General features: G+C 70.9%; 16 protein-coding genes. 15 read left to right on the top strand and 1 reads right to left on the bottom strand.

The annotated features are described in order from the left end of the window. Nucleotides 1-471 precede the first annotated feature (471 nt). The 7 genes from ssd to OHA11_RS25840 all read left to right on the top strand — a co-directional run bounded on the left by ssd (nt 472) and on the right by OHA11_RS25840 (nt 6408). On the top strand, nt 472-1575 hold the full coding sequence (gene ssd, locus OHA11_RS25810; protein WP_266500150.1) for a septum site-determining protein Ssd: 1104 nt from the start codon (nt 472-474) through the stop codon (nt 1573-1575). 407 nt (nt 1576-1982) lie between these two features. Beyond that, the gene (locus OHA11_RS25815) at nt 1983-3320 is read left to right on the top strand and encodes a TadA family conjugal transfer-associated ATPase (RefSeq protein WP_266500151.1); all 1338 of its coding nucleotides are present in this window, start codon (nt 1983-1985) and stop codon (nt 3318-3320) included. Further along, nucleotides 3304-4185 (top strand): type II secretion system F family protein, encoded by an 882-nt coding sequence (locus tag OHA11_RS25820; RefSeq protein WP_266500153.1) that lies wholly within the window; start codon nt 3304-3306, stop codon nt 4183-4185. The genes OHA11_RS25815 and OHA11_RS25820 overlap by 17 nt, the downstream gene beginning before the upstream one ends. Further along, a complete protein-coding gene (locus tag OHA11_RS25825; RefSeq protein ID WP_266500154.1) occupies nt 4182-4988 on the top strand; it encodes a type II secretion system F family protein in 807 nt (268 codons plus the stop codon). Before OHA11_RS25820 ends, OHA11_RS25825 begins: the two co-directional genes overlap by 4 nt. Before the next feature lie 160 nt (nt 4989-5148). Beyond that, entirely contained in the window at nt 5149-5370 is a 222-nt protein-coding gene (locus OHA11_RS25830) for a DUF4244 domain-containing protein (protein WP_266500156.1), read from the top strand. A gap of 34 nt (nt 5371-5404) precedes the next feature. After that, nucleotides 5405-5755, top strand: a complete 351-nt coding sequence (locus OHA11_RS25835) for a TadE family type IV pilus minor pilin (protein WP_323186778.1) — start codon at nt 5405-5407, stop codon at nt 5753-5755. Nucleotides 5756-5922: 167 nt separating this feature from the next. Next, nucleotides 5923-6408 carry an Rv3654c family TadE-like protein gene (locus OHA11_RS25840; RefSeq protein ID WP_266500160.1) on the top strand — a complete coding sequence of 162 codons (486 nt, stop codon included), beginning with the start codon at nt 5923-5925 and terminating at the stop codon, nt 6406-6408. Nucleotides 6409-6557: 149 nt separating this feature from the next. Here the strand turns inward: OHA11_RS25840 and OHA11_RS25845 are convergent, their stop codons facing one another. Next, entirely contained in the window at nt 6558-9101 is a 2544-nt protein-coding gene (locus tag OHA11_RS25845; RefSeq protein ID WP_266500163.1) for a DEAD/DEAH box helicase, read from the bottom strand. An 80-nt stretch (nt 9102-9181) separates the two neighbouring features. On the opposite strand from OHA11_RS25845, the gene bldG reads away from it, so the two are divergent. From bldG to topA, 8 genes are all read left to right on the top strand, one after another. Then, entirely contained in the window at nt 9182-9523 is a 342-nt protein-coding gene (gene bldG / locus OHA11_RS25850) for an anti-sigma factor antagonist BldG (RefSeq protein ID WP_003975386.1), read from the top strand. 151 nt (nt 9524-9674) lie between these two features. Continuing rightward, on the top strand, nt 9675-10118 hold the full coding sequence (locus OHA11_RS25855) for an ATP-binding protein (RefSeq protein ID WP_266500180.1): 444 nt from the start codon (nt 9675-9677) through the stop codon (nt 10116-10118). A gap of 435 nt (nt 10119-10553) precedes the next feature. Continuing rightward, on the top strand, nt 10554-12959 hold the full coding sequence (locus OHA11_RS25860) for a sodium-translocating pyrophosphatase (protein WP_266500182.1): 2406 nt from the start codon (nt 10554-10556) through the stop codon (nt 12957-12959). A 226-nt stretch (nt 12960-13185) separates the two neighbouring features. Then, a complete protein-coding gene (locus tag OHA11_RS25865; RefSeq protein WP_266500185.1) occupies nt 13186-13776 on the top strand; it encodes a small secreted protein in 591 nt (196 codons plus the stop codon). A gap of 195 nt (nt 13777-13971) precedes the next feature. Then, on the top strand, nt 13972-15492 hold the full coding sequence (locus tag OHA11_RS25870) for a class I SAM-dependent methyltransferase (RefSeq protein ID WP_266500187.1): 1521 nt from the start codon (nt 13972-13974) through the stop codon (nt 15490-15492). Nucleotides 15493-15721: 229 nt separating this feature from the next. Further along, nucleotides 15722-15865: a hypothetical protein gene (locus tag OHA11_RS25875; RefSeq protein WP_266500189.1), complete on the top strand. Its 144-nt coding sequence runs from the start codon at nt 15722-15724 to the stop codon at nt 15863-15865. A 276-nt stretch (nt 15866-16141) separates the two neighbouring features. Next, nucleotides 16142-16339: a hypothetical protein gene (locus OHA11_RS25880; protein ID WP_266500190.1), complete on the top strand. Its 198-nt coding sequence runs from the start codon at nt 16142-16144 to the stop codon at nt 16337-16339. A gap of 349 nt (nt 16340-16688) precedes the next feature. Further along, entirely contained in the window at nt 16689-19502 is a 2814-nt protein-coding gene (topA, locus tag OHA11_RS25885) for a type I DNA topoisomerase (RefSeq protein WP_266500192.1), read from the top strand. The last annotated feature ends 91 nt before the right edge of the window (nt 19503-19593 follow it).

Below are 19593 nucleotides of genomic sequence, written 5' to 3' on the forward strand. Positions count from 1 at the left end.
GTCAGACCGTGGGGACGACCCCCGCTCTCCCCCCCGGCGGGGGTCGTCGCATGTCCGGGTGGGTTTTTCGCCTCACTTTTCTGAACGCCGGGCCCTGTTGTGCGGGCCACGGCGTTCCTTTGTGCGTGCACAGGATTCGTCACTGTGGGTAGTCGCCTTGCTGCTCTAAGAGAGTCGTACAACAGTCACCTATCGGTCACCCGTCGGTCACCGGTTTGGGTGAAGGCGATATTCACAACCGCCGAGTTGTCCACAGTTATTGACCAAGATCCACACGATTTCCTGGATCGCTGCACCGTGATTCCAGCGCGCACCGCTCGCGGAAGTTCATGGCCGGTTCTGTTTGTCCGGCGGCTATGGCTGGTTCGTATCGGCGGTTCATATGGAGGGCCGGTTGCCGGTTCTTCGCGCGGGCGGGAATCGCGGGGCCGCAGGGGCTTCGCGAGCAAGCAGCGAAGGGGGCTGGAGATCGTGGCGGGAGCCATCACACATGACCGGCTGTCGGCCGCCGAGGGGCGGCAGGGCGGACCGTTGATCGTCACGGAGGACGCGGATCTGCTGGACGACCTGCTGAGGCTCTGTGCCGCGGCCGGCGCCCGGCCCGAGGTCCACCACGGGGTGCCTGAGCGCGGCGGCGGCTGGGAGACGGCGCCACTGGTGCTCGTCGGCGACGATGCCGCGCGACGGGTGCGGGGAGCCGCGCGCAGGCGCGGAGTGGTGTTGGTGGGGCGGGATCAGGACGATTCCGGGGTCTGGCGGAGGGCTGTGGAGATCGGTGCCGACCATGTCCTGTTGTTGCCGGATGGCGAACAATGGTTGGTCGACCGGATCGCCGACGTGGCCGAAGGAGTCGGACCGCCTGCCCTCACCGTGGGCGTGATCGGCGGTCGCGGCGGCGCCGGATCCTCCACGCTCGCCTGCGCGCTCGCGGTCATCTCCGCGCGCCAGGGACGGCGCACGCTCCTCGTCGACGCGGATCCGCTGGGCGGCGGACTCGATGTACTCCTCGGAGGAGAGGCCGCCGAGGGTCTGCGCTGGCCGGCCTTCGCCGCGTCGCACGGGCGGGTCGGCGGCGGCGCACTGGAGGAGTCGCTGCCCTCACTGCACGCCCTCCGGGTCCTCAGCTGGGACCGCGGCGACTGCGTCACCATCGCACCCGAGGCCGTCCGGGCCGTGCTGGCCGCCGCCCGGCGGCGGGGTGGGGCCGTGGTCGTGGACCTGCCGCGCCGGATCGACGAAGGGGTCGCGGAAGCCCTCGCCCAGGTGGACCTGGGCCTGCTCGTGGTCCCCGCCGAACTGCGCGCCGTCGCGGCGGCCGGCCGGGTGGCGTCCGCGGTCGGCATGGTCCTGAAGGACCTGCGCGTCGTGGTCCGCGGACCGTACGCCCCCGGTCTGGACGACAGGGAGGTCGCCCGACTCCTCGGGCTGCCACTGGCCGGCGAAGTGCCGGTGGAGACGGGGCTGTTGGCTGCCCAGGAGCGAGGCGCTCCGCCCGGCGCGGACGGCCGGGGGCCGCTGGCCCGCTTCTGCTCGGCGTTCTGGGACCGGGCCGCGGTCGCGGGAGGGACCGCATGAGCGGGGGCACGCGCACGCGTGGCGCCGCGCCGACGCAGGCGGGGTTCTCGGGCGGGCGTACGGATGCGAGTCCGCCTCCACGTCCGGACACGAGGGTGACGGGTCAGTGGGCGGGTGGCGGACTGCCTGCGGATACGGGGCCGACGGGGCGGCGGCGTACGGGCATGACTGAGCTTTCTGACATGGAGGTAGCGGGTCGGCGTGCGGGCGTGGCTGGGCCTGTGGAGGTGGGGCTCGCGGGTCGGCGTGCGGGCGGGATTGGGGCTGGGGAGGCGGGGACGACGGGTCCCCGTACGGACGTGGCTGGGCCTGGTAACGCGGGGCTGACAGGTCGGCGTGCGGGCGGGACTGGGGCTGGGGATGCCGGGCTCGCGGGTCGGCGTGCGGGCGTGGCTGGGCCTTCTGGCATGAGGGTGACCGGTCGACGCACGGGCGGGAGCGGGCCTTTGGACACGGGGCTGCTGGACGGGGTCCGGCAGTGGCTGGCCGAGAGTGGGGCCGAGCCGACTCCCGCGCGTGTGGCGCAGGCCCTGCGGGAGCAGGGGCGGGTGCTCGGGGACGCCGAAGTACTCGGGGCGGCCGAGCGGTTGAGGTCGGAGCTGGTCGGCAGTGGGCCGCTGGAGCCGTTGCTCGGGGATCCCTCGGTGACCGACGTGCTGGTCTCGGCGCCCGACCGGGTGTGGGTGGACCGTGGCGGCGGCCTGGAGTTGACGGACGTCTCCTTTCCGGACGCGGCGGCCGTACGACGCCTCGCGCAGCGCCTGGCGGCCGTGGCCGGGCGGCGGCTCGACGACGCACATCCCTGGGTCGACGCCAGGCTCCCGGACGGCACCCGTCTGCACGCGGTGCTACCACCGGTCGCCGTCGGCTCGACATGCCTGTCGCTGCGGGTCGTACGGCCACGGGCCTTCACACTCCACGAGTTGGTGGCGGCGGGGACAGTGCCGCCGGGCGGGGACCGGCTGCTGCGCGCGCTGCTGGACGCGAGGCTGTCCTTCCTGATCAGTGGGGGCACGGGCAGCGGCAAGACAACACTCCTGAGTGCCCTGCTGGGCCTCGTCGGGCCGGGCGAGCGGATCGTGCTCGCCGAGGACTCGGCGGAGCTGCGCCCCGACCATCCCCACGTCGTACGGCTGGAATCGAGACCCGCGAACCAGGAGGGCGCCGGACTGGTCACGCTCCAGGACCTGGTCCGCCAGGCCCTGCGGATGCGGCCGGACCGGCTGGTCGTCGGAGAGGTACGAGGGCCCGAAGTCGTCGCTCTGCTGGCCGCGTTGAACACGGGTCACGAAGGCGGCTGCGGGACCGTACACGCCAACGCGGCCTCCGGAGTGCCGGCCCGTCTGGAGGCGCTGGGCACGGCCGCCGGGCTCGACCGGGCCGCTCTGCACAGCCAGGTGGCGGCCGCGCTCTCGGTGGTGCTCCATCTCGTACGCGACCGGGCCGGGCGGCGGCGGATCGCCGAGGTGCATGTGCTGGAGCGGGATCCGGCGGGGTTGGTGGTGACGGTGCCGGCGCTGAGGTGGGGCGCGGAGGCATTCAGGTACGAGCGGGGGTGGGAGCGGTTGCGGGAGCTGCTCGGAGGCGGCGGTGACATCGGCGGCATCGGCGGTGTGGGCGGCATTGGTGACATCGGCGGCATCGGGGATGGCGGGGTTGTCGCGGACGGCGGTGTGGCATCGGCCAATTCGGTGAATTTCGTGGGCTCGGTGGGAGGGGTGAGGGGCTGTGACGGGGGTCGGTGAGGTGTCGGTGTCCGTGAGCGCGGCGGTGGTGTGTGCCGGGGCGGCGGCCTGGCTGATGGGCGGGCAGGGGCCAGGGGCGCGGCGGACGCGGTTGGTGTGTGCGGGCGGTGGGGCCGTGGGGGTTGGGCCACCTGCGTGGGAGTGGGCCGTGCGGGCCGGAGAGCGGCTGCGGCGGTTGCACCGGATGCGGGGCGAATGGTGGGTGCTGGTCGCAGGGTTGGTGGTTGGTCTGCTGGGGGCGTCCGTGCTGCCGCTCGTCGTGGGGGCGCTCGGGGTGCCGCTGGTCCGACGGGCCCGGCATGCCGGGGCGGAGCGGCGGGCGCGGGAGCGGCGGACCGACGCGGTTATCTCGTTGTGCGCGGCGCTCGCCGGGGAGGTACGGGCCGGGCGACAGCCGGGCGAGGCCTTGCTGAGCGCGTCCCGGGACTCGGACGGGCTCGGCGGCGGGCAGGCGGTGGTGCTGGCGGCGGCCCGGTTCGGCGGGGATGTGCCCGGTGCGCTCGCCGACGCGGCGCGGCGACCGGGAGCCGAGGGACTGCTGGGCCTCGCCGCGTGCTGGCGCGTCGCCGTGGACCGGGGTGCCGGACTCGCGGTCGGGCTCGACCGGCTGGAGGGCGCGTTACGTGCGGAGCGGGACCAACGGGCCGACCTGCGTGCCCAGTTGGCCGGGGCGCGGTCGACGGCGGTGCTGCTGGCGGGATTGCCGTTGCTCGGACTGCTCCTCGGCACCGCGCTCGGCGCCGATCCCCTGCACGTCGTGCTGCACACGGGCGCGGGGCTGGGCTGTCTGCTCGCCGGTGGGGTCCTGGAGGGCGTCGGCCTGTGGTGGGTGCTGCGGATCGTACGGGGAGCGGAGGCGGGATGAGCACGGAAGTTGTCCACAGGCTGGGGGTCGTGCTGTGCGTGGCGGTGGGGATGTGGGTGCTCGCCCGGGCCCTGGGCGCGGCGCGGCGGGAGCGGAGGGTGCGAAGGCGGTTGAGGGCGGTGTCGGCCGTGGATTCCGCCGTGCTGAGAGGGGCGGCCGCGGAGTCGGTGTACGGCGGGCGGCGTCTGGACATGCGCGGTGAGCTGAGGCGATGGCTGCCGGTCTGCGGGGCTGTGAGCGCTTGTTGGGCGGTCGTCGGGGGTGGGACCGGGGTCGTGGTCGGGCTGGTGGCCGGCTTTGGAGTGTGGCGGTGGCAGCGGAGACCGGCGCCCGTGGAGGAGTTCGACGCGGCGTTGGCCACGCGGCAACTGCCGCTCGCCGCCGATCTGTTGGCTGCCTGCATCGCGGCGGGGGCCAGTCCCGCGGTGGCCGCCCAGGCGGTGGGGGAGGCGCTGGACGGGCCCGTGGGGGAGCGGCTGGCGCGGGGTGCGGCCGAGGTGCGGCTCGGAGGCGAACCGGCCGAGGCGTGGCGAGGGTTGGCGGCCTTGCCCCGGGCCAGGGCGCTGGCCAGGTTGCTGGAGCGGGCCGGCGAGTCCGGCGTACCGGCGGCGGGGCCCGTCGCACGCGTCGCCGCGGAGGCCCGTGCGGAGTGGGGGCGCACCGCCACGGCGCGTGCTCGGCGGGCGGGTGTTCTGGTCACCGCGCCGGTGGGGCTGTGTTTCCTGCCCGCGTTCATCGCGATCGGCGTGCTGCCTGTGGTGATCGGGCTCGCGGGTGGAGTGCTGGGCGGAGGTGGTGGCTGACGTACGGAACGGGGTGAACGACGACTGATCAAGGTCAGTCCGAGGCCCGAGGCCCGAGGCCCGAGGCCCGAGGCCCGAGGCTCAAGGCCCGAGGCAAAGGTCAATGGCCAAAACGTCAACGACCGAAACATCAACGGAACAGAGCTGTACGGGGGTTCGGATGAGCAAGGTAATGCGGGTACGAGTGCGGGTGCGGGCGTGGGTCCTGGCGGGCAGGGTCTGGAAGGCGCGGCGGGATGCCGGAATGGTCACCTCCGAATACGCCATGGGGTTGATCACGGCGGTGGGGTTCGCCGTGGTGCTCTACGAGGTGCTGACCAGCGGGCAGGTGCGTGGCGCTCTGCAGGACATCGTGGGGCGGGCGCTCAATGGGCAGTTCTGAGGCTGGGGCGTCCGGTGCGGAAGTGTCTCTGGAGATGTCCCGCGACCGGGGTTTCGTGACGGCGGAGGCGGCCGTGGTGCTGCCCGCACTGGTCGCGCTCACGATGGGGCTGGTCTGGGCGTTGATGGCGTCGGCCGCGATGATCCAGTGCGTGGACGCGGCCCGGGCGGGCGCCCGCGCGGCGGCCCGGCAGGACCCGCCGGGCACGGTGATGGCGGTGGCCCGTGACGCGGCGCCGAGCGGCGCGCGGGTCACCGTCCGGCGGGAGAGCGACATGGTGCGCGTACGGGTCGAGGCCAACTCGCCGGGGCCCGACGCGCTGGCCCTCGACCTGACGCACGAGGCAGCGGCCCTGGCCGAGGAGACGGTGGGGGCGACCGGATGAGGAGGCAAGGACTCCGACCGCGTACGAGGACGACGACTGGGGCGGCTACGAGAGCGAGTACGAGGTCGCGTATGCGGTCGCGCACAAGGCTCTTCGCAAGGCTTTTCGAAAGGCTTTTCGAAAGGCTCTTCGCGAGGTCCTCCGCAAGGTCGTCCGCGAGGCCCTTCGTGTCGGACCGAGGGTCTGCGACCGTCTGGACCGTGGGCGCGATCGCCGTGCTGTGCGTCGTCTTCGGTGCCCTCCTCGCCATGGGCCAAGCGGTGGTGACCCGTCACCGCGCCGGTGGAGCGGCCGACCTTGCGGCGCTCGCGGCGGCCGATCGCTGGATGGACGGTGGTACGGAAGCCTGCGCACAGGCGGACCGGGTGGCACGGGCCCAGGGCGCCCGCGTCGTGCGGTGTGCCGTCCAGGGCGAGATCTCGGACGTCACGGTGGCGGCGGGTCGAGGACCGTTGACGGCGGAGGTGCGTGCGAGGGCGGGCCCGGCAGGGCCCGTAGGGCCTGTGGTTCCGGCCAGCCCTCCCGGACTGGCGGGGCCGATGGGACCCGCTGGCCGGGCGGGATCGGCGGGATCGGCTGGTCCCGGCGGATCCACGACGTCGGTCGGCGCGACCGGCCGACCCGTCGAGGATGTCGAGGAGGTGGGGCCGTAGTCCTCAGCCCCCGCCGTAGACCGGCAGGAGCCAGGAGCCAGGAGCCAGGAGCCAGGAGCCAGGAGCCAGGAGAACAGGAGCCAGGAGCCAGGAGCCAGGAGAACAGGAGACAGGAGGCGGGAGACAGGCAGCAGACACCACACCGCGCCTCAGCCCTCCCCAACCTGCTCCTCCACGGCTTGCCCCTCTCCGGACGGCCCCTCTCCGGACTGCCCTTTCCCGGACTGCCCTTCCCCGGCCCGCCCCTCCGGCGCCCCCCTCAACAGCACCGTCAGCAACCGCACAGCGCCTCGCTTGTGCAACGGCTCGTTGCCGTTGCCGCACTTGGGGGACTGGATGCAGGACGGGCAGCCGGCGTCGCACTCGCAGGAGGCGATGGCCTGGTGGGTGGCGGTGAGCCACTCGCGGGCCGTGTGGAAGGCGCGCTCCGCGAAGCCCGCCCCGCCGGGGTGGCCGTCGTACACGAAGACGGTGGGCAGGAGGGTGTCCGGGTGCAGCGGGACGGAGACGCCGCCGATGTCCCAGCGGTCGCAGGTGGCGAAGAGCGGCAGCATGCCGATCGACGCGTGCTCGGCGGCGTGCAGGGCGCCGCCGAGGATCTCGGGGTTCACGCGGGCGGCGTCGAGCTGGTCCTCGGTGACCGTCCACCACACGGCCCGGGTGCGCAGCGTACGAGGAGGGAGGTCGAGTTTCGACTCGCCCAGCACTTCACCGGTGATGACGCGACGACGCAGGAAGGAGACGACCTGGTTGGTGACTTCGACGGATCCGTAGCACAACCGGCCGTCGCCCCAGGGGACTTCGATATCCGTCTCCAGGACGGAGATGGAGGTGGTGTCGCGGGCGACCGTCGAATATGGAGGGTTGGCCTCCGCGACCAGGGCGACGGAGTCGTCCAGGTGCAGCTTCTCCACCAGGTACGTACGGCCCTGGTGGAGGTGGACCGCCCCTTCGTGGACGGTTGCGTGCGCGGCCGCGGCGTCGACCGTGCCCAGCAGCCGCCCGGAACCGGCCTCCACGATCTGTACCGGACTGCCTCCGCCGCCGCGGATGTCGGCCAGGTCGGCGGCCCGCTCCCGGCGCGTCCAGTGCCATGCCTTCGTACGGCGGCGCAGCAGGTTCGCGGCCTCCAACTGCGGCAGCAGTTCGCCGGTGGCGGGACCGAAGAGGGGCAAGTCGTCGTCGGTCAGCGGCAGTTCGGAGGCCGCTGCGCACAAGTGGGGTGCGAGGACGTACGGGTTGTCGGGGTCTAGGACGGTGGACTCTACCGGCTGGTCGAACAGGGCATCGGGGTGGTGGACGAGGAACGTGTCCAGTGGGTCGTCGCGGGCGACCAGGATCGCCAGCGACCCCTGCCCGGCGCGGCCGGCGCGGCCCGCCTGCTGCCAGAGGGAGGCGCGGGTGCCCGGGTAGCCGGCGATGACTACGGCGTCCAACCCGGAGACGTCGATGCCGAGTTCGAGGGCGGTGGTGGCGGCTAGGCCGAGGAGTTCGCCGGAGTGGAGGGCGCGTTCGAGGGCGCGGCGTTCCTCGGGGAGGTAGCCGCCGCGGTAGGCGGCCACGCGGCGGGCCAGCGAGCGGTCGATCTCGGAGAGCCGTTCCTGGGCGATCACCGAGATCAGTTCGGCCCCGCGCCGGGACCGTACGAAGGCGACCGAGCGGACGCCCTGCACGGTCAGGTCGGTGAGGAGGTCGGCGGTCTCGGCGGTGGCGGTGCGGCGGACCGGAGCGCCCTTCTCGCCGTGGAGTTCGGTGAGGGGCGGCTCCCAGAGGGCGAAAACCAGTTCGCCGCGTGGTGAGGCGTCGTCAGCGACCTCCAGCACGGGCAGGCCGGTGAGACGGGAGGCGGCGACCGAGGGCTCGGCGGCGGTCGCCGAGGCCATGAGGAAGACGGGAGAGGAGCCGTAGCGGGCGCACAGGCGGCGCAGGCGGCGCAGCACTTGGGCGACATGGGACCCGAAGACGCCCCGGTAGGTGTGACATTCGTCAATGACGACATAGCGCAGGGCGCGCAGGAAGGAGGACCAGCGGGGATGTGACGGAAGTATCCCGCGGTGCAGCATGTCGGGGTTGGTGAGCACGTAGTTGGCGTACTGGCGTACCCATTCGCGTTCCTCGACGGGCGTGTCGCCGTCGTAGACCGCGGCGCGTACGGCATTGCCCAGGGGTTGTGAAAGTTCCTTCACGGATCGTCGCTGATCCGCTGCCAGCGCCTTCGTCGGGGCGAGGTACAGCGCGGTCGTGCCACGGCCGTTCGGCGCCTCGGAGCCGTCGAGGAGCGTCGACAGGACCGGGACGAGGTACGCCAGGGACTTCCCGGAGGCCGTGCCCGTGGAGACGATCACCGACTCGCCGTCCAGGGCGTGCTCGGCGGCGAGTGCCTGGTGGGCCCAGGGGTGTTCGATTCCCGCGGACTGCACCGCGGCGATGACCTCCGCGCGGATCCGGTCGGGCCACACGGCATGGCGACCCTCACGTGGGGGCAAGTGCTCCGTATGAGTGATGCGCGAAGCCCGGCTCGGCCCCGAGGCGAGCCGGTCCAGGATCTCGCCCGGCGCGGGGCGGGATGCGGTGTCCGTCGAGGTTCGATCGGATCGGTGATTCTTGGCCATCGGCATCGAGTGTGTCACTGGCGTGACGGACAATGGACCCAAGGCGTCGTGCACGCCTGCCGGTAAGTGATTGAATGCCATCGCGGCTGGCGAACCGTCCCGGGGGCTCTGCCGAGGTGTCCCTTGGGATGACCGCTCGATAGCAAGGTGCTGGAGGATCCGTGGACCTGTCCCTGTCGACCCGTACCGTCGGCGATCGTACGGTCGTCGAGGTCGGTGGCGAAATCGATGTATATACCGCGCCCAAGCTGCGCGAGCAGTTGGTCGAGCTGGTGAACGACGGCAGTTTCCACCTTGTCGTCGACATGGAGGGAGTCGACTTCCTCGACTCCACCGGGCTCGGCGTTCTGGTCGGCGGCCTCAAGCGGGTGCGTGCCCATGAGGGCTCGCTCCGGCTCGTCTGCAACCAGGAGCGCATTCTGAAGATCTTCCGCATCACCGGCCTCACCAAGGTGTTCCCGATCCACACCTCGGTCGAGGAAGCGGTGGCGGCCACCGACTGACCGGCCGCGGTCCGGCCCGTCCCTGACTGGCCGGTCAGCGACCGACAGCCGGATCCCGGGCCGTGCCCGGGAGGCAGAAGTCAATGGAGGGGGGTCCAGGTCTCGGCGACCCGGCCCCCCGACCGCACGCCCGTAGTTCCGAGGGGGATGCATGGCCACCGTTGAACTCCGCTTCAGCGCGCTGCCCGAGCACGTCAGGACCGCCCGACTGGTGGCGGCAGCGGTGGCGCGCAGGGCCGGAGTGGACGAGGCCGTTCTCGACGAGGTCAGGCTCGCCGTCGGCGAGGCCTGCACTCGGGCCGTCGGCCTGCACCAGAGCGGCGGAATCTCGGCGCCGGTGCGGGTGTCGCTGATCGAGGAGGAGAAGCAGTTCTCCATCGAGGTCGGCGACGAGGCCCCGCACACGGTTCCCGGCGACAAGACGTCGGGCGCCCATGGCGGAGCCGAAGACGCGGACGTCGAGACCGAGGAGGACGAGATGGGCCTCGCGGTCATCAGCGGCCTCGTCGACGACGTGGAAGTGACCGCCGGTGAGAACGGCGGCCTGATCAGGATGAGCTGGCCCACCACGCCGCCGGCCGCGCTCGTTCCCTGATCGACCCCCTGGTACTGCCCCAACCTGTGCGAAAGGGCCCTGCTCAGCAGGGCCCTTTCGCATGCCCGGACCGGCCTGGACATCCTGCCCGGCCCTGTCCGGACCTGCGAACCTGTCCCCTTCCGGACCTCCTGCCCGGCCCCTTCCGGACCTCATGAGCGGTCCTCTTCGGATCAAGCTCCGCGTTTTCGTGAATGAATTCACTATCCGGATTACGATCAACAATACGATCGTCTTTACGCCACGCCGGGCGCCGATGGATCACGCGTCAATGCTTTTGAGGCATTACCGCTTTCGGGTTCCGTGATGGCCCGTGGATCATTTGCTCAAGAGCATGTGAAGGCTGATTCCACTTACCGCGCACTGTTTTGATCAGGTTCCGGTACCTACAATCCGTCCACATCTTGAGCTCGGTCCAAGCGTCAAGGAGGACGAATGGCGGGGCTTTCTACCCCTCATCAGTTTGACCAACCCACAACCTTCGCAGCCGCAGTACTGACCGACGACAACCGTCTCATCGTGATGGTCATCGCGGCCGTCGCCCTTGCGGCGCTTGTCGTCGCCGGGGTCCTGGTACGCCAGGTACTCGCGGCGGGCGAGGGCACCGAGAGCATGAAGAAGATCGCGGTGGCGATCCAGGAGGGCGCGAATGCCTACCTGGGCCGGCAGATGCGCACACTCGGCGTTTTCGCCGTCGTGGTGTTCTTCCTGCTCATGCTGCTGCCCGCGGACGACTGGAATCAGCGCGCCGGACGATCGGTCTTCTTCTTGATCGGCGCGGCGTTCTCGGCGACCACCGGCTATATCGGCATGTGGCTCGCCGTACGCAGTAACGTCCGCGTGGCCGCCGCGGCCCGGGAAGCGACTCCGGCAGAGGGTGAGCCCGAAAAGGATCTCACCGCCGTCTCGCACAAAGCCATGAAGATCGCTTTCCGCACGGGCGGCGTCGTCGGCATGTTCACCGTGGGGCTCGGACTCCTTGGTGCGTCCTGTGTGGTTCTCGTCTACGCGGCCGACGCGCCCAAGGTCCTGGAGGGCTTCGGTCTCGGTGCCGCGCTGATCGCCATGTTCATGCGTGTCGGCGGTGGCATCTTCACCAAGGCCGCCGACGTCGGCGCCGACCTGGTCGGCAAGGTCGAGCAGGGCATTCCGGAGGACGACCCGCGCAATGCCGCGACCATCGCGGACAACGTGGGCGACAACGTCGGCGACTGCGCCGGCATGGCCGCCGACCTCTTCGAGTCGTACGCCGTCACGCTCGTCGCCGCGCTGATCCTCGGCAAGGCGGCGTTCGGTGACTCCGGGCTCGCCTTCCCGCTGATCGTGCCCGCGATCGGCGTACTCACCGCGATGGTAGGCATCTTCGCCGTGGCTCCGCGCCGTGCGGACCGCAGCGGGATGAGCGCCATCAACCGCGGCTTCTTCATCTCCGCGGCGATCTCGCTGGTGCTCGTGGCCGCGGCGGTCTACGCCTATCTGCCGTCCACGTACGCCGACTTGGACGGCGTCACGGACGATGCCATCCTCGGCCACTCCGGCGACCCGCGGATCCTCGCGCTCGTCGCGGTCGCCATCGGTATCGTCCTGGCCGCGCTGATCCAGCAGCTGACCGGCTACTTCACCGAGACGACCCGGCGTCCCGTACGGGACATCGGCAAGACCTCGCTCACCGGCCCGGCCACGGTCGTCCTCGCCGGTATCTCGCTCGGTCTGGAATCGGCCGTCTACACCGCCCTGTTGATCGGCCTCGGCGTGTACGGGGCCTTCCTGCTCGGCGGTACGTCCATCATGCTGGCGCTCTTCGCGGTGGCCCTGGCCGGTACCGGTCTGCTCACCACGGTCGGTGTCATCGTCGCCATGGACACCTTCGGTCCGGTCTCCGACAACGCGCAGGGCATCGCCGAGATGTCCGGCGACGTCGAGGGCGCAGGCGCGCAGGTGCTCACCGACCTGGACGCCGTCGGCAACACCACCAAGGCCATCACCAAGGGCATCGCCATCGCCACCGCGGTACTGGCGGCGGCGGCGCTCTTCGGCTCGTACCGCGACGCGATCCTCACGGCCGCGAACGAAGTGGGCGAGAAGGTCTCCGGCGAGGGCGCGCCGATGAACCTGATGATGGACATCTCACAGCCCAACAACCTGGTCGGGCTCATCGCGGGCGCCGCGGTCGTCTTCCTCTTCTCGGGGCTGGCGATCAACGCGGTGTCACGGTCCGCCGGGGCCGTGGTCTACGAGGTGCGGCGGCAGTTCCGCGAGCACCCCGGGATCATGGACTACACCGAGAAGCCCGAGTACGGGCGCGTCGTCGACATCTGCACCAAGGACGCGCTGCGCGAGCTGACCACGCCGGGTCTGCTCGCCGTACTGACGCCGATCGCGATCGGCTTCACGCTCGGGGTCGGCGCGCTCGGCTCGTTCCTCGCGGGCGCCATCGGCACCGGGACGCTGATGGCCGTCTTCCTAGCCAACTCCGGCGGCGCGTGGGACAACGCGAAGAAACTCGTCGAGGACGGCCACCACGGCGGCAAGGGCAGCGAGGCCCATGCCGCGACGGTGATCGGCGACACGATCGGCGACCCCTTCAAGGACACCGCGGGGCCGGCGATCAACCCTCTCCTGAAGGTGATGAACCTGGTGGCGCTGCTCATCGCGCCCGCGGTGGTCAAATTCAGCTACGGCGAGGACAAGAGCGTGGGCATGCGGGTCCTCATCGCGGTGCTCTCGCTCGCCGTCATCGTGGGCGCGGTGTACGTGTCCAAGCGGCGCGGGATCGCCGTGGGTGACGAAGGCGACTCCGAGCGGGTGGCCAAGTCGGTGGATCCGGCGGTGGTTTCGTAGGCACCGGACAGCCACTGGGTGGCCGGCCGGGCGATTGCCTGGTCGGGTTCCGCTCAACGGGCGGGCGGGCGGCGCGTATTGACGTGCCGTCCGCCCGCCGGTGTGTGTTCACGCCCTGTTCGTGAGCCTTCTCTCGCTTGGTGCAAATGGCTGCAATAGCGGATAAAGTGGACCTTCGTCACGCTGGTGTCGCCCACTCGGCGTGTATGTTCCGGGGCCGAGGGCCATGGAAGGGACCAATCCGGTGAACGAGAAGCTCGCGGCCGCACTGTCCGGCGGTGCGGTACTGGTACTGGCGCTGTCGGGATGCAGCAGTGACGACAGCAGCGACAAGCTGAACTCCTGGGCCAAGCAGGTGTGTGACGCGGTGCAGCCGCAGGCGGGGAAGATCGAGGCCGCCAATACCTCGATCCAGCAGCAGACCTCGGACAACAGCACCCCGGCGGACGTCCAGAAGACCGACGCCCAGGCCTTCCAGGACATGTCCGACGCCTACAAGGCGATCGGCGCTGCCGTGGACGAGGCCGGGGCGCCCGACGTCGACGACGGCGAGAAGAAGCAGAAGGACGCCGTCACCGAGCTGAACACCATCTCCTCGTCGTACGCCGCTCTCAAGAAGCAGGTCGACGACCTCGACACGAAGGACCAGGCGAAGTTCGCCGACGGGCTCAAGGGGATCGCCACCCAGCTCGACAAACTGAGCCAGAGCGGCAACAACGCCCTCAAGAAGCTGGAGGAGGGCGACGTGGGCAAGGCGATGGCCAAGCAGGAGAGCTGCAAGTCCGCCACTGGGTCGCCGTCGGCCAGCAAGGCCTGAGGAACGGACGAGACCTCCCAAGGGGCGCCCCCTGAGGCCGTCCCCTGGGGCAGCGATCGTTCGTCAACCGAAAGAGGGCCCGGTACGCGCGCGTGCCGGGCCCTCGGCATGGGGCCACAGCCGCTTTCCCCAGCCGTCGACTCCGTCTGTCCACAGGGCGCGCGCCACGACGGTGCGAGCGGACACAATGGAGGCGTGAGTAACAGCAGCCTGCCACCGTTGCCCTCGTCCGACCGCACCGACGTCACCGCACGGCTGCGGGACGCCCTCCTGGGCGCCTCCTTCAGCGCCGACGGGCTGCTCGACCTGCTCGGCGCCCCCGCGTACGCGGCGCTGGCCCGCAGCGAGACCGTGCCCGCGCTCCGGGCCACCCGGGGCGACTCGCCGCTGGAGGCGCTCGTCCGGCTGTTCCTGCTGCAGCAGCCCGTGCCGCACGCGCGCGTGGCGGACGTCCTGCCGGTGGCGGACTGCCTGGAGAGCGGCTGGCTGACCCGGACCGGCGGGGACGAGGTCGCGGCGACGGTCGACGTACGGCCGTACGGCGGACCGGGCGGCGAGGACTGGTTCATCGTCTCGGACCTCGGCTGCGCGGTCGGCGGCGCCGGCGGCATCGGCAGCCGTGACGAAGCGGTCGTACTCGGTGTGGGCGGCGCGTCCATGACGCTCGCGGGCATCACGGTGCGTACGCCGGTGGGCTCGGCCCTCGACCTCGGTACCGGCTCCGGAATCCAGGCCCTGCACGCCGTCCAGCACGCGACGCGCGTGACCGCGACCGACCTCAACCCCCGCGCGCTGCACGTCACCGCGCTCACGCTCGCCCTGTCCGGCGCCCCGGCGGCGGACCTGCGCGAGGGCTCCCTCTTCGCACCGGTGGCCGACGACGAGACGTACGACCTGATCGTCTCCAACCCGCCCTTCGTGATCTCTCCCGGCGCCCGGCTCACGTACCGCGACGGCGGGATGGGCGGGGACGATCTGTGCCGCACGCTCGTTCAGGAGGCGGGCGACCGGCTGAACGACGGGGGGTACGCGCAGTTCCTCGCCAACTGGCAGCACGTGGAGGGCGAGGACTGGCAGGACCGGCTGCGGTCCTGGGTGCCGCGCGGCTGCGACGCGTGGATCGTGCAGCGCGAGGTCCAGGACGTCACGCAGTACGCCGAGCTGTGGCTGCGGGACGCGGGCGACCACCGCTCCGACCCGGTGGAGTACCAGGCGCGGTACGACGCGTGGCTGGACGAGTTCGAGGCGCGGAAGGTGAAGTCCGTCGGCTTCGGCTGGATCACCCTGCGCAAGTCGGCGGCCGCACAGCCCTCGGTCGTTGTCGAGGAGTGGCCGCACCCCGTCGAGCAGCCGCTCGGCGACACCGTGCGCGCGCACTTCGACCGTGTCGACTATCTGCGGGCGCACGACGACGCGGCGCTGCTCGCCGGGCACTTCATGCTCGCGGGCGAGGTCGTGCAGGAGCAGGTCGGGCTGCCCGGCGCCGAGGACCCCGAGCACGTCGTGCTGCGCCAGCACCGCGGGATGCGGCGGGCCACGAAGGTGGACACGGTCGGCGCGGGTTTCGCGGGCGTCTGCGACGGCACGCTGAGCGCGGGCCGGATCCTGGACGCCATCGCCCAACTGGTCGGAGAGGACCCGGTATTGCTCCGGGACCGCACCCCTTCCCAGATCCGGCTGCTGGTCGAACAGGGGTTCCTTGAGCCTGCCCGGTGAGTTGCCGGGCCTGCCGAGCGAGTGAGTGGCGGGAGCGAGCGAGTGGGCTGGGCCCCGCCGCGTGAGTTTCCCGGGTACCGGTTGCTGCGCACGCCGGACGCGGGCGGCATGGGACGTGGGGCGTGGATTGCCGACGCGCTCACCGCGGGACACCGGATCGAGCCCCTCCATCGGGCCCCTCCATCGGGCCCCTCCATCGGGATCCGCTACCGGGATCCGCTACCGGGATGTGAAACCGGCCAACATCCTTCTGGCCCCGGACGCTTCGGGCGATCCGTACGCGCGCGTGCTGCTCACCGGGCCCGTCTCCCCGTACGGCGAACAGGTCGGGCTCAGCGAGCCGGTGCGAGTTGTGGGCCGTGGACTGCGGTGAGGTCCGGCCGTACAGCCGGATGGCCAGGTCGAGGCCGTCGACACGGCGGCCGGCCTCGCCGAAGCCCGCGTCGAGTGGGCGGCTCCGCCCGCCTGGCACAGTCGCCTGTGTGCGAGGTGTGGGCACGGCGTGGCGGATGCCGCATGAGGGTGCATGGAGCTGTCCGCTCCGCGTTCATCCAGGGTTCGTTTTCCGGCTTCCCGGAGGTGTCAGCGTCCCGATGCCGGGGTACCGAAGGGCGGACCCAGGGGTACCGAAGGGCGGAGGAGGCGAGCCATGGAGAGCGGACCTGCGATCTTCACGGGATCGGTGTTCGCCCTGTTCGGAGGCGGGCTTCTGCTGTGGACGGCGGTCCGGCTGCGGCAGCGCGCCCCGGTCGCCCACGGGGTGAATCCGGTCGCCTCGGCGGCGGTCGCGGGCTTTGCCGGGACGACCGCGCTGTTCCTCGCCGTGTGGTGTTTCACGCGCACCTGAGTGCCGCTCGCCTCATCGACGCCCCCGCCCTCACCTTGGCCGGGAATGGCCCCCGGGCGTCCGGGAATCGCCGTTCCGCAGCGGTCGTGGACAAGATCCGCAGCCTTCGAGAACGCGGACCTCCGGTAATTGAGAGGTCACCCTCCGGATAAGCCCGAAACGGCAGGTCGGCACTCCGGGCGGCAGGAATGGCGGGAGTCGGGTTACCGTTCGAGTGGCCGTTGCGAACTTTTCCCGTTTGACACGGGGGCGGGATGTACCGTCACACTCCGCAGCGTCAGCATGACCCGACCCCCGGGTTCCAGGCCTGGGGCGAGACCCCCTGCGTCGACCGGAGAGAAGAGCGAAGTTGTCCCCGACCAGCGAGACCGCACACGGCGGCCGCCGACTCGTCATCGTCGAGTCGCCTGCCAAGGCGAAGACGATCAAGGGCTATCTCGGCCCCGGCTACGTCGTCGAAGCGAGTGTCGGGCACATCCGCGACCTCCCCAACGGCGCCGCGGAGGTGCCCGAGAAGTACACCGGCGAGGTGCGCCGCCTCGGTGTGGACGTAGAACATGACTTTCAGCCGATCTATGTGGTGAACGCCGACAAGCGGGCCCAGGTCAAGAAGCTCAAGGACCTGCTCAAGGACTCCGACGAGCTCTTCCTCGCCACCGATGAGGACCGCGAGGGCGAGGCCATCGCGTGGCACCTCCAGGAGGTGCTGAAGCCCAAGGTCCCGGTCAAGCGGATGGTGTTCCACGAGATCACCAAGGCCGCGATCCAGGCCGCCGTCGCCAACCCGCGCGAGCTCAACCAGAAGCTGGTCGACGCCCAGGAGACCCGCCGCATCCTCGACCGTCTCTACGGCTACGAGGTCTCGCCGGTCCTCTGGAAGAAGGTCATGCCGCGTCTGTCGGCGGGCCGTGTCCAGTCCGTGGCGACCCGCCTGGTCGTCGAGCGGGAGCGCGAGCGCATCGCCTTCCGTTCCGCCGAGTACTGGGACCTCACGGGCACCTTCGGCACCGGCCGCGCCGGCGACGCGAGCGACCCGTCCGCCCTGGTCGCCCGGCTGACCACGGTCGACGGCAAGCGCGTCGCCCAGGGCCGCGACTTCGACTCGCTCGGTCAGATCAAGGGCGCGAACACGCTCCACCTCGACGAGGCGGGCGCCCGCGCGCTGGCCGCCGCCCTGGAGAACACGAACTTCTCCGTACGGTCCGTCGAGTCGAAGCCGTACCGACGTTCGCCGTACGCACCGTTCCGTACGACGACGCTCCAGCAGGAGGCCAGCCGCAAGCTCGGCTTCGGTGCCAAGGCGACGATGCAGGTGGCGCAGAAGCTGTACGAGAACGGCTTCATCACCTACATGCGTACGGACTCCACGACCCTCTCGGACACCGCGATCACCGCGGCCCGCGCCCAGGTCACGCAGCTCTACGGAGCGAGCTACCTGCCGGACAAGCCGCGTACGTACGCCGGGAAGGTCAAGAACGCTCAGGAGGCGCACGAGGCGATCCGCCCCTCGGGCGACCGTTTCCGCACGCCGGCCGAGACGGGTCTGACCGGTGACCAGTTCAGGCTGTACGAGCTGATCTGGAAGCGGACCGTCGCCTCCCAGATGAAGGACGCCGTCGGAAACTCCGTGACCGTGAAGATCGCGGGCACCGCCTCCGACGGCCGTGACGCCGAGTTCAGCGCGTCCGGCAAGACGATCACCTTCCACGGCTTCCTCAAGGCGTACGTCGAGGGCGCGGACGACCCGAACGCCGAGCTGGACGACCGCGAGCGCCGGCTTCCGCAGGTCAACGAGGGCGACCCGCTGTCCGCCGAGGAGATCTCGGTCGACGGCCACGCGACCAAGCCGCCGGCCCGCTACACCGAGGCCAGCCTCGTCAAGGAGCTCGAAGAGCGCGAGATCGGCCGCCCGTCGACGTACGCGTCGATCATCGGCACGATCCTCGACCGCGGCTATGTGTTCAAGAAGGGCACGGCACTCGTGCCGTCCTTCCTGTCCTTCGCCGTGGTCAACCTCCTGGAGAAGCACTTCGGGCGGCTCGTCGACTACGACTTCACCGCCAAGATGGAGGACGACCTAGACCGCATCGCGCGGGGCGAGGCCCAGGCCATTCCGTGGCTGCGCCGCTTCTACTTCGGTGAGGGCGACGCGACCGGTGCCGCCGAGGCCGGCAACGGCGACGGGGACCACCTGGGCGGGCTCAAGGAGCTCGTCACCGACCTCGGTGCCATCGACGCTCGTGAGGTGTCGTCGTTCCGCGTGGACGGCAGCGACATCATGCTGCGCGTCGGCCGCTACGGTCCGTACGTCGAGCGTGGCGAGAAGGACTCCGAGAACCACCAGCGCGCCGACGTTCCCGAGGACCTGGCACCCGACGAGCTGACCATCGAGCTCGCGGAGGAGCTGCTCGCCAAGCCGAGCGGTGACTTCGAGCTCGGCGCCGACCCTCAGTCGGGCCACCAGATCATCGCCAGGGACGGCCGCTACGGCCCGTACGTCACCGAGGTGCTCCCCGAGGGCACCCCGAAGACCGGCAAGAACGCCGTGAAGCCGCGTACGGCCTCGCTGTTCAAGTCGATGTCCCTCGACACGGTGACGCTGGCCGACGCCCTCAAGCTGATGTCGCTGCCGCGCGTCGTCGGCAAGGACGCCGAGGGCGTGGAGATCACCGCACAGAACGGGCGCTACGGGCCGTACCTGAAGAAGGGCACCGACTCGCGCTCCCTCCAGGCCGAGGACCAGCTCTTCACGATCACCCTCGACGAGGCCCTGGCGATCTACGCGCAGCCCAAGCAGCGCGGGCGCGCCGCCGCCAAGCCGCCGCTGAAGGAGCTCGGCGCGGACCCGGTCAGCGGGCAGCCCGTCGTCGTCAAGGACGGCCGCTTCGGGCCGTACGTCACCGACGGCGAGACCAACGCCACCCTGCGGTCCGGCGACAGCGTCGAGGAGATCACGCCGGAGCGCGGCTTCGAACTGCTCGCCGAGAAGCGCGCGAAGTCGCCCGCCAAGAAGACGGCGAAGAAGACGGCCGCCAAGAAGGCGCCGGCCAAGAAAACCGCCGCCAAGAAGACCGCGGCCGCGAAAACGGCGGCAAAGAAGACCACTGCCAAGAAGACGACCGCAAAGAAGGCGACGGCTTCCAAGGCGACGGCCGAGGACTGAGACCGAGAACTCGGGTCGCGGACTGTGGCCGAGGGCCGAGGGCCGAGGGGTGAGGTCGCAGACCGTGTCTGGAGAGGGCTGAACCCTTCGG

This window comes from Streptomyces sp. NBC_00878 (assembly GCF_026341515.1).
Lineage (GTDB): Bacteria > Actinomycetota > Actinomycetes > Streptomycetales > Streptomycetaceae > Streptomyces.